Origin of the sequence: Enterococcus sp. AZ040, assembly GCF_050499185.1 — a bacterium.
Taxonomy (GTDB): domain Bacteria; phylum Bacillota; class Bacilli; order Lactobacillales; family Enterococcaceae; genus Enterococcus_D; species Enterococcus_D entomosocium.
Genome location: NZ_JBMHEW010000001.1, coordinates 188,188 through 204,100 on the forward strand (window position 1 = coordinate 188,188; position 15,913 = coordinate 204,100).

At 44.2% G+C, this 15,913-nt stretch carries 12 protein-coding genes; 9 read left to right on the forward strand and 3 right to left on the reverse strand.

Annotated features, from left to right (window positions below; genetic code table 11):
* Positions 1–99: 99 nt before the first annotated feature.
* Complete coding sequence (locus tag IGK63_RS00890; protein WP_034872087.1) at positions 100–1,236, reverse strand: serine protease; 1,137 nt, start codon at positions 1,234–1,236, stop codon at positions 100–102.
* A gap of 424 nt (positions 1,237–1,660) precedes the next feature.
* Here IGK63_RS00890 and IGK63_RS00895 point away from each other — a divergent pair, with 424 nt between their 5' ends.
* From IGK63_RS00895 to IGK63_RS00905, 3 genes are read left to right on the forward strand one after another with little or no spacing between them, the layout of a single operon-like run.
* Positions 1,661–2,962: a hypothetical protein gene (locus tag IGK63_RS00895; protein WP_016611566.1), complete on the forward strand. Its 1,302-nt coding sequence runs from the start codon at positions 1,661–1,663 to the stop codon at positions 2,960–2,962.
* A gap of 49 nt (positions 2,963–3,011) precedes the next feature.
* Entirely contained in the window at positions 3,012–4,397 is a 1,386-nt protein-coding gene (locus IGK63_RS00900) for a hypothetical protein (protein WP_016611565.1), read from the forward strand.
* A 4-nt stretch (positions 4,398–4,401) separates the two neighbouring features.
* Positions 4,402–5,154, forward strand: coding sequence for a hypothetical protein (locus IGK63_RS00905; RefSeq protein WP_034872085.1), 753 nt, complete (start codon positions 4,402–4,404; stop codon positions 5,152–5,154).
* Between the two features lie 89 nt (positions 5,155–5,243).
* Here IGK63_RS00905 and IGK63_RS00910 read toward each other — a convergent pair whose 3' ends face one another.
* Entirely contained in the window at positions 5,244–6,173 is a 930-nt protein-coding gene (locus tag IGK63_RS00910) for a methyl-accepting chemotaxis protein (protein WP_016611563.1), read from the reverse strand.
* Between the two features lie 218 nt (positions 6,174–6,391).
* On the opposite strand from IGK63_RS00910, the gene IGK63_RS00915 reads away from it, so the two are divergent.
* From IGK63_RS00915 to IGK63_RS00935, 5 genes are all read left to right on the forward strand, one after another.
* Entirely contained in the window at positions 6,392–7,351 is a 960-nt protein-coding gene (locus IGK63_RS00915; RefSeq protein ID WP_016611560.1) for an alpha/beta hydrolase, read from the forward strand.
* A 253-nt stretch (positions 7,352–7,604) separates the two neighbouring features.
* Positions 7,605–9,257, forward strand: coding sequence for an acetolactate synthase AlsS (alsS, locus tag IGK63_RS00920; RefSeq protein WP_005232673.1), 1,653 nt, complete (start codon positions 7,605–7,607; stop codon positions 9,255–9,257).
* Positions 9,258–9,275: 18 nt separating this feature from the next.
* A complete protein-coding gene (budA, locus tag IGK63_RS00925; protein ID WP_005232672.1) occupies positions 9,276–9,992 on the forward strand; it encodes an acetolactate decarboxylase in 717 nt (238 codons plus the stop codon).
* Between the two features lie 302 nt (positions 9,993–10,294).
* Positions 10,295–11,725 (forward strand): catalase, encoded by a 1,431-nt coding sequence (locus IGK63_RS00930; protein WP_016611558.1) that lies wholly within the window; start codon positions 10,295–10,297, stop codon positions 11,723–11,725.
* Positions 11,726–11,741: 16 nt separating this feature from the next.
* Positions 11,742–12,005 (forward strand): hypothetical protein, encoded by a 264-nt coding sequence (locus IGK63_RS00935; RefSeq protein WP_005232670.1) that lies wholly within the window; start codon positions 11,742–11,744, stop codon positions 12,003–12,005.
* Between the two features lie 183 nt (positions 12,006–12,188).
* Here IGK63_RS00935 and IGK63_RS00940 read toward each other — a convergent pair whose 3' ends face one another.
* Positions 12,189–13,682, reverse strand: a complete 1,494-nt coding sequence (locus IGK63_RS00940; protein WP_016611557.1) for a helix-turn-helix domain-containing protein — start codon at positions 13,680–13,682, stop codon at positions 12,189–12,191.
* Between the two features lie 591 nt (positions 13,683–14,273).
* Here IGK63_RS00940 and IGK63_RS00945 point away from each other — a divergent pair.
* Positions 14,274–15,791, forward strand: coding sequence for a peptidoglycan DD-metalloendopeptidase family protein (locus tag IGK63_RS00945; protein WP_016611555.1), 1,518 nt, complete (start codon positions 14,274–14,276; stop codon positions 15,789–15,791).
* Positions 15,792–15,913: the final 122 nt, after the last annotated feature.

The window sequence follows — 15,913 nt, forward strand, 5'->3', positions numbered from 1 at the left end:
AAAAAGCAGCTGCCTCCGACGAGACAACCGCTTTAGACTGCAGACAAACCTTAGACAAAAATGAGGTTTGTCTTTTTTTGTTGTAAAATTTAGTGGCTATTACGGAAAACATTTTGCGCAAGGAGTAAGTCCGCGACTTTGCGCTTCTGCTAAAGTGGCAGGCGTGTAGGTACCGTTACCGCATTTTCTCGTATGATATTTCGAACCTGTTGGTGTAACGAGGACCGACGTTTGGGCTTGATTGCTAGCAGCGGCTGGCTGGCTTTGTTCTGGCACAGCGGCGGCTGCCTGCCGTTCTTCCTCCGCCTTAGCTTGTGCGACTGCTTGTTCGTTGGCAGTGATCGTTTGCGCCACTGTTTTCGTTCGAGCAGCTAATTCCTCATCGGGGGTCTTGAGACGAGCGACAGCATCTTCTGCACGAGCAAGGGCATCTTTTGTCGGCTCCGCCTCTGCCGCTTCCACCGCTTGGACAGCTTCTGCAACGAGGGCTTCTGCTTCTTTCTCAGAAATCTTGGTTTCTACAGTGGATAACCGACTTTCAAACGTTTCCTTGTTCAACACCGCTTGTGCGACCAATTCTTTTGCCTGATCGAAATCCTTGCGCTCAAGAGAAGCTTCAGCAGTATCGAGGGCTTTGCCGATGGCAAGATGTTCTTCCACCACGGTTAGCCGGGTAGCGAAATCTTCGTAGGTTTTACTCAAAGCATGAATCAGCGTCACGGCTTCGTCGTAATTCTTTTGGTTTGGCTGGGTTTCGGCAAGCGCCAGTGCCGTCTCGGCTTTTTCCAGTGCTGCTTGTTCTTGTTTTTCAGCTTGCAAACTCGCTAGAAATGCGCGAGAAGGTTTGACGGTGACGACTTCTTCTTTGGTGCTTCCACCCATTGAGGCTTGGAGGGTAAATTCCTGTTCCTCTTCATCTTCAAGTTGCACGGTGTAAGAAAATGTTTCGTCCGCCAGCGAAACCTCCACCCCGTTGATCGTCAGTTGCGCTTCTGGATTGGTTTGCCCAGTGATCGCTACTTCACCTTGCTCATTCGTAACCAGTTCTGCTTCATCTACGTGAAGCTCCGGTGTTGTTGCAGGAGTCAATAATACCCCGCCGATCAATAAGAGAAAACCACCCATAAAAATAACGATTTTGTTGCGAAGCGGCTTTTTCTTGATCAAACTAAGAATAAAAAAGATTCCGCTTACAACCATTGTCAAAAAAACAACACCAAAAATAAATATCCCCATAACTTTTTCCATTTCCTTTCTTGTGAATATTTTAATTATAACATTTTTCCTAACTTATCCGCCATTAATAACCGGCTAGCAAGGGTTGCTGAACGTATGGAGGGAGTTCAACTAGCAAACCGATAGATTTTTATCAATAATAAATAGATTTACAGAAATTTTTATTATAAAATGATATAGAAAGAGTTGTTTTTCGTTTGTATTTGCTTTTTTTGCTAAACAGCTTTTGGTCCTAATACACGTATTTACTTCATTACTGGAAAAAGACGCTTTGAACAAACGGATGAAATCGAGCAAATACCTGCAAACAAGCGGCTTTCCTTCGCTGCTTCCCCCAAATAACACCATAAAAAAGACATTCCCCCTCATGTGCAACTAAGCCACTTCATTGATAAGAAAATCAGTATGTGCAAAAGGAGTAGCAATGAAAATCACACAAATCCAATGTCCCAGCTGCTTGGGTCAGTTAACCGTTGACTGGGAGACAGGAAAAGCAGTCTGCCAATATTGCTTAACTAAATCAGTCCTACAGTCGCCGCCAAAACAAACGCAAGAAGCTTCGAATGAACAGGCTCCCGTAGTTTTTCAAAAAGTCAAAGAAGGGTTTTATTCGTTTGCCTTTAATGAAGACGAGGTAGCAAATGCCTTGAAAAAATGGCTGATCCAACAGGAATCAGTTCCTGAGGACATTATCGTTCATCTTGAAGTCAGCGAGGTAAAACGATATTTTATTCCGATTTATGAATTTCAGGTGACCTATACGATGCAGTGGGAGGGGGCCTTTGGCTACGATACCCATTCCATTGCATGGGAAGGATCGCATACGACCACGTGGGAAAAGAAGCGAGGCGACCATTCAGGTGAGACGGTTATATTCTATCAATGCGGCAGTTCGGAGGTGATCGAACAAGAAATTCCTCAGAGCTTTGAGGTCAATGATGAAATGAAAAGAAAACCGCACTTTAGTACCGATCAAAAGGAATTTCAACAGCTAGTCTCAGCACATGCTATTCATGTTTTTCCCTTTGATATTGAGCAAGAGCAGGCGCTCTTTGGTTCTGAAAAACAAGCGGAATTGAGAGCTCATGCGAATGCGGTGATCCAGAAGAAAGAATCTGCCGATCATCTAAAAGAGCTGCACCTAGATCTTTCCCTGATCAGCTGTGCTACAGAAAAGCTCTACTTTCCCCTGTATATGGGCACCTTCAAGTACCAAGAGCAATCCTTTGAATTTGCGATCGACGGCAAAGATCCTGACCGAATGAAGCTGCCGATTATCCCACAGTGCCAAGAAACCTTACAAACGGTTGCGAATTTTTCAAAAGCTCGTAAGGTTTTTGGCTGGTCCTCCGTACTCTTTTTTACGTTAGGTGTGATCCTGATGATCTTGGCTCTATTCATTTCTGAATGGATCCCTCTCGGAAGAGTATTTAGGGCTGTCATAGGGGGGATTGTCATGAGTTCCCTGCCAACTGCAGTTTATTGGGTAGTATCGGGGATAGTGTTGCACTTTCTAAAAGAACAGTACCTCAAAACAGTCCAAAAATTTAGAGATGAGTGCCAAAGAGAATTATTAGGTAAGAAAACTGGGACAGCTTTTTTAGCAAACTACGAGAAGCGTGGAAAGCATCTTGCAAGAATGAGGAAATTTTATGAATGGCTCGATACGCTCGCTTATGTGGTCGTGGTCGTTACCCTTATTTGGAACATTCTTCGGTTTCTTTGATAAACCATCTTGTTGAAAAGAAAAAACGATTCATAAAAAAGGAGAAAAAATGAAAATCACCCAAATCCAATGTCCCAGCTGTCTGGGACGTCTAGAAGTTGATTGGGACTCAGGAAAAGCAGTCTGTCAGTATTGTTTAAATGAGCTGTTGATCAAACCGGAACAAAAAAACCAGGAACAAACAAAACAAGTCGTCTCGCTTAAAGAGTTGTCACGCATTCAAGGGACCGTCAAAGAAGGATTTTATCCGTTTGCCTATGATGAAAAGGCATGTGAAGCGGCGTTGAAAAATAGACTAGCATGGCAAGACACCATCTCGGAAAGTATCTTTTTTGAGCTAGAGATGGTTCATCTAAAACGTGTATTTATCCCGATGTATTATTTTCAAATTGCTTATGATGCTCAAGTGAGAGGGAGCTATGTCCACGAGGAACAGCAGAGGGGGAGTGGGCGCATTACTGCCGACATTTCTTTACATAACAGCGGGAACACAACAATTTTCAATGAACATTTCCCTACAGATATCCAAAAAGAAGCGGATTACAGTATCAATGGTAAGCTGCCGCTGCATCTTCAAAAAGGAGCCGCCTATTGCACGGATATGCAGCAGTTTTCGGCACTTAGCCAAGGCGCTCAGGTGCTGCCCTTTGATATTTCCAGAGAAGCGGCACTCTCTGATACCCATCTAATGGAAGTCTTTGAAGCAAAAGCCAAAGACCATTTGGTGGGAGCAGATGTTGCCAATGAGGTTCAACTGACTCTTTTTCCGAAACAATGTGATACGGAAAAACTGTATTTTCCTTATTACATTGGCGAATTCAAATACGGAAACCAAACCTATTCTTTCGTGGCTGATGGCACCGATGCTGAACGTCTCTTTCCAACCCAGCTTCCTGAATGTGAACAGCTGGTGCAAGTGAAGAAAAGTTTTTCGAAGACCAGTAGTGTCCTTTGGCAATTCTGCTATACCTTCTTTTCATTCGGAATAATTTCCGGGACCCTTTTAAATTTTATTTTTGGTGGATTTTTAATGCCTGCCGTTTCCTTTAGTTTGATTGGCACATCGATCGTGCTTTTTGTCATTTGGCTAGTAGTTTCATTTTTTTTGATTACACAAAAAATCAACTTCTTTACAGAACATAAAAAGTTTAAAAAGGATCTGAATCAAGCACTCAGTCAGCCACAGGCAGATCAAATAGCTATTTTGCAGACATTTGAAGCCCGAAGAAAGAAACTCGTCCGAAAAACAGTATTTTACAGCAGTCTGGAAAACATGGCGTATGAATTTGCCTTGATTCTCTTCTTAGCAATATTGGTTTGGTATTTCGATTTTTATGGCTTATCTCTTCTAGTGCTGCTGGCGTTTGTCAGCTGGAATACGATCCGTATTTTTACAACGAATAGCTCTGATCGATGCATCAAAACGAAAGGATGATCTCGTGGATATCATTCCCATTCAATGTCCCCATTGTTTAGGGGAACTAGAAGTAAACTGGGGTGTCGGCACGGCAGTCTGTCTGTATTGCCGCGGCAAAATGGTCATCAAATTGCACTTTGACCACGCCAAAATTGCCCAGTCCAGTCCCCTGACGGACAAACAGCTTGCGCTGACCCAGCTGACGGCTCTCTTGAAGAAAATCAGTTTGTCGTCTGCTGCTCTTAGGGAAGACGCACCATCAGCCGGCGTTTTCGTTGGACAAGAGCAGCCAAAACCAACGTCAAGAAACCAGGTGTCTCCGATTCAAAGGGCGCCCATCCATCAGCGCAACCAGCGACAAAATCGTTTGACTGCCTTTTTTCAAAAACAAAATTTTTTGTTCTATTTTTCTGGAGAAAGACAAGTGCTACCAAGGCAATGGCAAAGACAAGTCCTCGCTAGTTTTCAAGTGCCTGAAACGGAGACCCCTCTTGCGTTGCTAACGTCAAAGATGACTGGCAAGAAAGCGAATGCGGGACTGCTTTTTGGCGTTGAACGAGTGTATTTGTGCACGTACGAAAAGAAAGAAAAACGAATAGTCAGTTTTTCCTGGATTGTTTGGAAAAACCTCGGTTTTGAGGTCCAGCATAAAATGTTTGGTAGCTTTTTGGTGATTCAACAGGAATATCGTGTTCCTCTTCAAGCATTGGGCTTTGCGACCCAATCATTTTTGCAAGAATTACAGCAGTTGTTGCAAGAGTGGGAGACTGGCTAGTGCTGAGTATCGATGAAATCAAATAGGGAATCAATTTATTGGTCAAAAAAACAAAGAGAGCGTCGCAAACAGCGGCGCTCTCTTTCACTTCATGTGGTTTCCAACTCAGCATCGTTGGTCTCTGTTAAATACTCGGCTTCATCGTTTAAAAGACTGGCCGTCGTTCGCAGCGTGTCGTAAGAATGCAAAACGGCAGCGAGACTTTTTTGCGAATCACTGATTTTCATGGTCGTCGAATCGGCACTATCTAACACGACTAAGGCTTGTTGGTTGATGGCTTGCATGGTTGCGGCAATGGTTTGGGTCAACTGCTTGGTCTGTTCGGCTAATTTTTGCATTTCATCGGCAACTACCCGAAAGCCAGCTGCTTGTTCGCCGATCCGTGCTGTTTCGATGGAAGCGTTGAAGGATAGCAGTTTGGTTTGTTGTGCAATGCGGTCGATGTCATGCAGCACCGCTGTCACCTGTTGGCTATCCATTTCTAAGGCATGGGTCGTTGCTTGATTTTGATCAGACAGCCGTTTGACTTGCGCCAAGTTCTCTGACAAATGATCGACTTGCTGATGCCCGTTGGCAGAAAGTCGTGTCAGGGAAGCAGCACTTTCTTGCACTTTTTTGATAGTGACCGCTAAGGCTTGTTCTCTTTGGGTAATGTCAAAAGCGATTTTGACGACGTTGACGACTTCTTGCTGCTCATCGAGGACGGGGAAGTAGATTCCTTCTAAAATCAGTTTTTCTCCTTGTTTGTTTTTTCGGATGATTTTGTCTTGAAACCGTTGCTTTGAGTACAGCAGTTGATTCCAAAAAGCTTGGTAATCCGTACTGGCAGCATAATGGTCAAAACAAAAGGTCCGATGCGGCAAGCCAATGATTTCTTCTTGGCTGTACCCTAGGATATCAGTCATGTTGGCATTGGCGAAAACAACTTCTTTTTGCGGATCAAAGACTATGACAGCGAGTTCTTGAAAAATAGCAGCGAGCAGACGGTTATTTTGTGTTTCATCTAATGTGAATTTCATACGTACTTACCTACGCCTTTCAGTTTTTTGGGAAGTTTACACAGCGAGTGTCTTACAGTTATCGGTCATGAAGGCAAGGCAGTTAAGAGTGCAAAAACCACCTTTTTTGTCGAACAAAATGCCTGGAAGCAGAAGGAAGCAAGATTCTTTGCATCAGAATGACTTGGTGGTACCCTTAAGGTCAACACGAACGATTTCAAACAAAAGGAGAGAATCGTATGACAGATAGAATTTCGTTGGAAAAAGCAGCCGTTGAATTTAGTGAGGCAAATGCACCGCACCCACGGATCTATGAATTACCGCCAGAAGAAGGGCGCGCACTATTGGAACAAGTCCAAGAGTCACCCGTCAATAAATTGGCGGTTGAGATAGAAGATCAGACCGTAGATACAGGCGAATGGGGGACCATCAATGTTCGTTTTGTTCGTCCTGAAGGAAATCATGCGATTCTCCCTGTCATTTATTATCTCCATGGCGCGGGCTGGGTCTTCGGCAGTGCCGCAACTCATGATAAATTGATCCGTGAATTGGCGGTACGAACCAACTCGATCGTCATTTTTCCTGAATACAGTCGTTCGCCAGAAGCAAAATACCCAACGGCGATCGAACAAAATTATGCGGTCTTGCAGCAATTACCGGGATTTGTCGATGTCAAAGGCTTAGACCTTACCCGTTTGACCGTGGCTGGCGATTCCGTAGGTGGGAACATGGCGACTGTTATGACCTTGTTAACGAAAGCCCGTGGTGGCATTCCGATCGCACAGCAATTATTGTTCTATCCTGTGACAGATGCCCGCTTTGATACGCCTTCGTATGAAGCATTTGGCGAAAACTATTTTCTGACCAAAGAAGGGATGCAATGGTTCTGGGATCAATACACGACGGATGAAACACAGCGGAATCAAATTACCGCTTCTCCTTTACGAGCGACCAAAGAGGAGTTAGCCGATCTGCCACCAGCGTTGATCATTACGGGGGAAGCAGATGTCTTGCGGGATGAAGGGGAAGCCTATGCGCAGCATTTACGAGCAGCTGGCGTGGAAGTTACCCAAGCACGTCTGCAAGGAATCATCCATGATTTTGTGATGGTCAATGCGATGGATCAGACCCAAGCTGCACGAGCTGCCATGACACTGGCTGTCGGTTGGCTGACGGAAAAAAATGTCCCAGCAGAATAAAAAACCGACAAAAGAAGCTTCTTTTTAGAGGTGTTCTGATACAGTAAAGGATTTATGGGGTGGAGCGATCCACTCCTTTTTTTGTCGGAAAAATGGAAAGACATACACCTGCGGTCTGAAGCAGATGCAAACGCTCTCTAAAAAACTACGTTTTTATAGTACAGATATTAATAAGTGTTTTTCGTTGATAAATAAATAGAAAGTGCTATTATATGTATTGTGATTAATACAGTTTTTGAAAAGAGGTAATACAGTGAGTGCAAAAGGATCAGAAATCATTGTTGAAAGTTTAGAAAATCATCGGGTGCCTTATATCTTTGGGATTCCCGGTGCAAAAATCGATGGCGTATTTGACGTGTTGAGTGATCGGGGACCAGAGTTGATTTTGGCACGACATGAACAAAACGCGGCATTTATGGCACAAGCAATCGGTCGCCTGACAGGAGAGCCAGGAGTCGTCATTGCGACAAGTGGACCAGGAGCCAGTAATTTAGCGACTGGGTTGGTCACGGCAACTGCCGAAGGTGATCCCGTCCTGGCACTAGCAGGCCAAGTGAAGCGTTCTGACCTTTCAAAATTGACCCACCAAAGCATGAATAATGCGGCATTGTTTGCGCCGATCACGAAATTCAGCAGTGAAGTCCAAGATCCTGAAACCCTTTCTGAAAGTATTGCCAACGCCTTTCGCATCGCAAAAACAGCGAAAAAAGGGGCGAGCTTTTTATCCATTCCTCAAGATGTGACGGACGGAACCGTTCAAGGGGCAGCGATCAAACCACTATCTTCGCCTAAATTAGGCAGTGCCGATGCAGAAGATATCCAGGCACTCGTCGATCGGATCAAAGAAGCCAAGCTGCCTGTCCTACTCTTAGGAATGCGGGCTTCAGGCGTGAAAGAAACACAAGCGATTCGTCATTTAGTTGCAAAAACTGGGTTGCCTGTCGTAGAGACCTTCCAAGGCGCTGGGATCATTTCTCGTGAATTAGAAGAGCATTTCTTTGGCCGCGTCGGCTTGTTCCGCAATCAGCCTGGTGATATGCTGTTGAAACGCAGCGACTTAGTGATCGCTGTGGGGTACGACCCGATCGAATACGAAGCTCGCAACTGGAATGCGGAAAAAGATGCCCGCGTGATCGTCATCGATGAAGTACCGATGGAGATCGATCCATTTATGCAGCCAGAAGTTGAACTGATGGGCAGTATCGCGAAAATTATTGAACAACTATCAAAAGCCATCGATCAGTATCACTTGACCGAAGACGCTCAAAACTATTTAACGACGCTGCAAACCAAACTCAATGAAAAACCAGCGGATGTCGAAGGCAGCAACAATACCTTGCATCCCCTGGAAATCATTGATGCTTTGCAACAAGAAGTGACCGATGACATGACGGTGACGGTGGATGTCGGCAGCCACTACATTTGGATGGCCCGTCATTTCCGCAGTTATGAGCCACGGCATCTGCTCTTTAGTAATGGCATGCAGACTTTAGGGGTAGCTTTGCCATGGGCGATCGCGGCAGCGCTCGTGCGACCAAATACTCAAGTGATCTCTGTATCTGGCGATGGTGGCTTCTTGTTTTCTGCCCAAGAGTTAGAAACAGCCGTCCGTTTGAAACAAAACATCATTCACTTGATTTGGAATGACGGTACCTACAATATGGTGAAATTCCAAGAAGAAATGAAATATGATCGTGCTTCTGGGGTTGATTTTGGACCAGTTGATTTCGTGAAATATGCCGAAGCGTTTGGTGCCAAAGGCTTACGGGCAACCACCAAACAAGAATTGATGGCAGCCATCGAAGAAGGCTTTGCAACGGATGGTCCAGTGATCATTGATATCCCTGTGGATTATTCAGACAATGCCGATCTTGGCAAAACGATCCTACCTGATCAATTTTATTAAGACCAAAGGAGCATCAAGATGAAAGTGAAAAACAAAAGTTATTTATATCAGCATGGCACCCTAGGTGGGTTGATGCAGGATTTAATGGATGGCACGGAGCAAATCGGAAAAATGCTTGAATATGGCAATTTTGGGATTGGTACTTTGGCTGGTTCCAATGGTGAAGTGATTATTTTAGATGGTGAAATCTACCATGTAGACGAGTCGGGCAAGGTACAAGTGCTCCAAGGAAATGAAGGAACCCCCTATGCGGCAGTCGTTGATTTTTCTGCGGCGAAGCACCTGCAGGTCAGCCAAGAAATGACCGATGAAGAAGTGAAAAACCACGTCCTGACAGAAGTCAGCCCGAATTTGTTTTCCGCTGTCAAGATTCATGGGGTATTTACCAAGATGCACGTCCGCGTTGCCCCAAAGCAAGAAAAACCGTACCCAAAATTCATTGAGATCATCCAGCATCAGCCGGAATTTCAAGCAGAAGATATCAGCGGCACGATCGTCGGGTTCTTTACCCCGTTGCTGTTCCACGGTGCTGCGGCCGCCGGTTTCCATTTGCATTTTATTAGTGATGATCGCACATTTGCTGGTCATGTCTTAGACTTTGAAGTGGCAGCTGGCGAAGTCGAATTGATGGAACTAGCCGAATTTCGTCAGCATTTTCCTATCGACAACCAAGACTACTTGCAGCGGGAGATCGATGTCGCAAAAATCGCCAAGGATATTGAAGCTGCCGAATAAGTAGCAGGCAGCAAAAAATAATTGATCGCCAGTAGAGTGGTCTCGGATCGAATTGAACGCAAAGCAGCAGTGAAGCCAACGCTTCACTGCTTTTTTGTGCTTCCTTTTATTCATGAGGCTTGCTGCAAAACCTGGATACTTCGATAGAAAAGTTGGGGAATGGTCAAAAATCTGAATTAATTCTTATTTACGAGCAAATAAATTGATATATTTTAAGAATAATGATAATTTTTGTACTAATTAGAAGTATTTTGTTGAGAGTAATTGCACTTGACTGATTTTATAGAGAAAAGAGGAAAGATATGAAAAAAAAGTTGACGACTGCGCAAGGAGCCAGTGTAGCGGATAACCAGAATTCTTTGACAGCGGGGCGCCGTGGCCCAGTGTTGATTCAAGATGTCCATTTGCTAGAAAAACTGGCACATTTTAATCGTGAGCGGATTCCCGAACGGGTCGTTCATGCGAAAGGTGCGGGGGCTCATGGGGTCTTCCGAGTAACAAACGACGTAACGATGTACACGAAAGCGGCGTTTCTTTCAGCCATCGGGAAAGAAACGGAGATGTTTATTCGCTTTTCAACGGTTGCCGGAGAACTAGGGTCTGCGGATACGTTGCGCGATCCTCGGGGGTTTGCGGTTAAATTTTACACGGAAGCGGGGAATTATGATCTCGTGGGCAATAATACCCCGATTTTCTTTATTCGTGATCCGTTGAAGTTTCCTGATTTTATCCATACCCAAAAAAGAGACCCGCGAACGCACTTGAAAAATCCAGAGGCGGTATGGGATTTTTGGTCCCATTCACCGGAATCCCTCCATCAAGTCAGCCTGTTGATGGGGGATCGGGGCTTACCGGCAACCTTTCGTCATATGCATGGGTATGGGAGCCATACATTCGCTTGGCTCAACGCAGAGGGAGAACGCTTTTGGGTGAAATATCATTTTCGGACGGATCAAGGCATTATGAACATGAGTGCGGCACTCGCAGCAGAACTTGCGGGAAGCAATCCTGATTATCATATTGAAGATCTATATAAAGCGATTGAGGCAAAGGAGTATCCTTCTTGGACACTCTATGTTCAAATCATTCCCTTTGAAGAAGGTTGGTCAGCTGCCGTCAATCTTTTTGATGTGACCAAAACAGTCTCACAAAAAGACTATCCGCTGATTGAAGTGGGACGAATGACTTTGAATCGCAATCCAGAGAACTATTTCAACGAAGTCGAGCAAGTCACTTTTTCACCGGGCAATATCGTTCCAGGGATTGATTTTTCTCCGGACAAACTATTGCAAGGTCGGCTGTTTGCTTACGGTGATGCGCATCGTTATCGAGTTGGACCCAACAGCAGCCAGTTGCCGATCAATACGCCAAAAGCGCCTGTCCATAATCACCAACAGGACGGTTTCATGAATACCAAAACGAATTCTTCAGGGATCAATTATGAACCGAACAGTTTCGATGGCATCAAAGAAAACCCGCATGCCAAGGGCATCCACTATTCGTTAGAAGGAGAGATCGGTTCCTTTGATTACGATGAAGACTATTATAGCCAAGCAGGTGATTTTTATCGTTTGCTCTCAGAAGAAGAACGAACACGTTTAATTCAAACGATTGCGGGAAGTTTGGGACAGGTTCAAAATCAACAGATCAAAGAACGGCAGGTCATGCATTTTTACCGTGCGGACCCAGAATACGGCAGACGAATCGCTGAAGCGATCGATGTGAACATTTAAGAAAGGAGGAAAAAGAATGTTACTTTTACATGTAGTTTTTGGTCTTTTATCTTTTGTCGGAGCAATGATGCTGGGGGTGGCCTTTAAAGGGCAGCTGCGAGAGCTTTCAAGGCTTCAGCAATGGGCAGTCGGTTTGAGTTATACGGGCACGCTGTTGACGGCGATTTTGGGGATCTTGTCTGCATCTTCTCATCCAATCATCGTACTCATGACCCTCGTAGGCGCACTGGCTTTTACGAAACGGACATTTTTAAGTGCAGATCAATCCAAAGAGCAATGATTGCTGATAGTAGCGGCGTAGAAGGAAAAAGCGTACTTGATTCATTGGAAAAGTCCCATATAAAGCTGCTTCCACTAAAAAAGAACAGCTTTATATGGGAGGATTAGTCAGGCGTTCGTTTAAAGGCGACAAGGAAATATCAATTCTCTTTCTTTGGAGAAGCGGCGTGAATGATTGGAATTACTACGTATTATCAAGAACGACCAACCGCAAAATTCTCGGATTGATTCGATTCAAAAGATAATTCCAATCGGCAGCGTCGGGTATTGATTTTAATAAGACACTTTCAACATCCAGTAAGTATTCAGTGGCGTATTCGGAGTAGTTAGTAATGAGAAAATTAATGTTTTTTTCTTTTAAATACTCGTGGGAGAGTTCGTTTGAATCAGGGTAGTACATTTCATGATAAACGCCAAGATATTTTCGGATAATACTTTCGGCGTACTCACAAACATACTCGTTACCTTCAAAAATAACAGCTATAGTTCTCCGTGTGCCCCAATTCTCTTCAATGATGGCTTCCATGTGGAAGGTGAGACTTGCACAAAAATCATCCAAATGGTCGAAAGAATAGAGTGTTTTCACAAGAGGATGTGAGAGCAAAAACTGGCGATTTTTTTTATATTCAGCCGCAAATTTTTCTTTGACGAAAGCATTCAAATCATCGATGTTGACGTTCATCGTTGGCGATAACAACTCACGAAGCTTAAAAATAGTGAAGAATGACTCTAACCAAAGCAAATCTTTTTGTTCATCAAAGCTGTTGCCGCGATTTTGGGTATAGAAATCAGCAGTGATTTGTTTGATCGCGGGCCAGTGGTTATAGTTAAGACAAAACACTTTGCTTGTTTCTAGATCGGTGTTGAGTTTGCGACGACAAATGATGCAAGTCAAAAGATAGATTGCTTCTTCTTGAGGAAACTCAAAGGTAAAATAACGCTGGATAATCTTTTTAAGGTCCTCATAATTTGAAAGTAAACCATTTTTTTTAACTAACTCGCTTAGTTCTGGAGAGGGGGCAGCAAGTAAACCGCGTTTGCTGCGCTCCACGCTAATATAAAGGATATAAGCAAAATAAGAAAACGAAGAGCTCTGTAAGGCCTTCGTTTCCAAAAGGTCAGTGATTTCCATCACCGCATCTTGTACATGGATCGAGGGAAATAACGTGTGGACATTAATGTCAGACTCGTAGTAAAAAAGACAGAAAAATTTTCGTATATCGATCTCCGAACCTGCCAAAGAGACGGGATCCGTTTTGATTTTTAAACAGAAAGGGGATAAAAATGGCTGTATTTTCCGGAAGTAGCTGATCAGCGCTTGTTCAGAAATATTAAGCGTTAAGCTCCAATCAAAGAGGGTTTGCTGCTCATCATAAAAAATACTTTCTAAAATCTGGAAAATCGGTTCATCTTTTATCAATTCTTGCTTTTGCTTTCGATACCTATCATGATCGATTTCTTCAAAAAGATACCCGATTTTTGCTGTATGGATCGCCATAGCCCCTTTAAAATACTCTCGCAAGCTAGCAATGTCAGTAATCAACGTACGCGTACTGCTCTCGGTCACTTCAGCGAGTTCTCCCAGTGTACGGGAGGGACTTTTCTCAAATTCATTCAACAATTGCAGCCAGCGAATCAACGTACGATTTCGCATGAATTTTAATTGAAATGTTTTCATGTCAGCCTCCGAAAAATAAGTTTAAATAATTATAGCATAATCATTTACACAGAGAATGAAACGTTCAACTGTTAGGCGTTCTTGCCACAGTGCCTTGAAGACTCTGACTACCAGCAGAACATTTCCGGGAATATCAATCGTTCACGGTAAGTATAGCAAGGACCTGAGAAACCAATTGCCAAAAATCATACATAAACTTGAGAAAACGAAGCGCTAATAGAAAGGCTCCAAACGCTAGATAAAAAGCTAATGAAGCAAGAAAAGACGATAAAAACACAGTTTTTCAACTGGCAGTTGCCCATTTGAAAAACTGTGTTTTTTTCTGATGACGCCAGAGGATCTTAGGCAACAGAAAGAAAAAGCTGCAACCCAGACTCGATAACGAATTGGATGCAAAACGTGATCCTTTACCAGTAGACCCATTCTTCCAACAACTCGTTCTCTTTGACAAGCACGGGAGTCATTTGCTTGAGTCGAAAAAACGAAGCGTAGTATAATAAAAGAGAATTGATATTTATTTACTATTTGGATGACAACATGTTTTTTTGATAGAGGTTGTTAAGTGAAAAAAGGAGAGAAAGGAAATCGCCTATGAAGCATTCGCAAAAAGGGGTAGCGCTTCTTTTGGTTTGCGGACAACTTTTAGCTGGTGTGCCAGTTTCAGCTGCGGTTGTTGCATCGGAAGGTACGATCGTTGCCCAAACATCAGAAACAGCTGCACAAGAAAGTGACAGTAGCAGCACAGCAGGGACGGTTGAAGAAACTGCTCCAGCAGGGGAAGGACAAGTGTCCGATTCGGAGCAAGGATCGGCACCTGTAGAAAGTGTACCAGAAGGATCTGAGACAGCGCCGGAGGGAACAGAGCAAACCGAAGAACCAACCCCAGATCCCCAACCGACGCCAGAACCGAAACCAGAGCCGAAACCAGAGCCAGAACTACCGAGTAAGCCAGAGCCTTCTCAGCCAGAAGAACCAACCCCAGCACCGAAACCAGAAAAACCAACACAGCCTGAAGCGCCCAAACCTGAGACGCAGCCAGAGAAGCCCCAACCGTCAAAACCTGTAGAAACGCAACCGACACCAGAAGAAAATAGGGGAGCAAGTCAAGAAACACCGGCGGCTGTGTCTCCGATCATACCACCAAGTACCCAAGCACCAAGCGGGCCAAGTCAATCCGATCCTATAACGCAGCAAGGTAGCGAAACGAGCTTGACGGTCACACCAGTAAAAGAAGTGTGGGATTTTATCCAAGAAATCGGCGAAGATGCTCGGGAAATTGGCTTGAAAAATGATTTGTACGCTTCTGTCATGATTGCACAGGCTATTTTAGAATCAGGTGGCGGGCAAAGCAGACTGAGTCAGGCGCCGTATTTCAATCTCTTTGGTATCAAAGGAACCTATCACGGACAGGGTGTTGCCTTTCGGACACAAGAAGATGATGGTTCGGGAAATCACTACACAATCACGGCAACGTTCCGCCAATATACTGGCTACAAAGAGTCATTGATGGACTATGCTCGTTTGTTGAAAGAAGGGGTCGGGCAGCAGTCTGATTTTTATAAAGGCGTATGGAAATCAGAAGCGACTTCTTATCAAGAGGCTGCCCGTTATTTGACTGGTCGGTATGCCACAGATACGACGTATGATCAAAAGCTGACAGCTTTGATCGAAGCCTATGCGTTGACTCGTTATGATCAGAAAAAACCTGATGTGACCGCAAGTGAGACGTATCTTTTTCCTGTTGAAAAAGCCGTTGTCACTTCTACCTTTGGTCCACGTTGGGGAAGTTTTCATCGAGGTGTTGACTTTGCCGCAGCGTTTGGGACACCCATCATGGCGAGTCAATCTGGAACGGTCATCCGTTCAGAGGTTCATCCTTCTTGGGGGAATTATGTAGCGATTCTCCATGAGGACGGGATGACGACACTCTATGCTCACAATCAACAGAACCTTGTGAAGGTTGGTCAACAAGTGGAACAAGGAGAAACGATTGCGCTCATGGGTAGTACGGGCAATAGCACAGGCGCACACCTGCACTTTGAAGTCAGTGCATCGCCTAGTTTGAGCCAAGCGAAATTGGTCGATCCAATCGCTTTTTTAACAAAATAAGGATTGCCGAAAAGAGAGTATCGTGGATACTTTCTTTTTTTGTCTTTTTCCAGCAATTTTTTGGGAGCAACGATTTTAATTTTTTTTTCATGAAAACCGAAAAAATGTTTAAAAAAATCGTG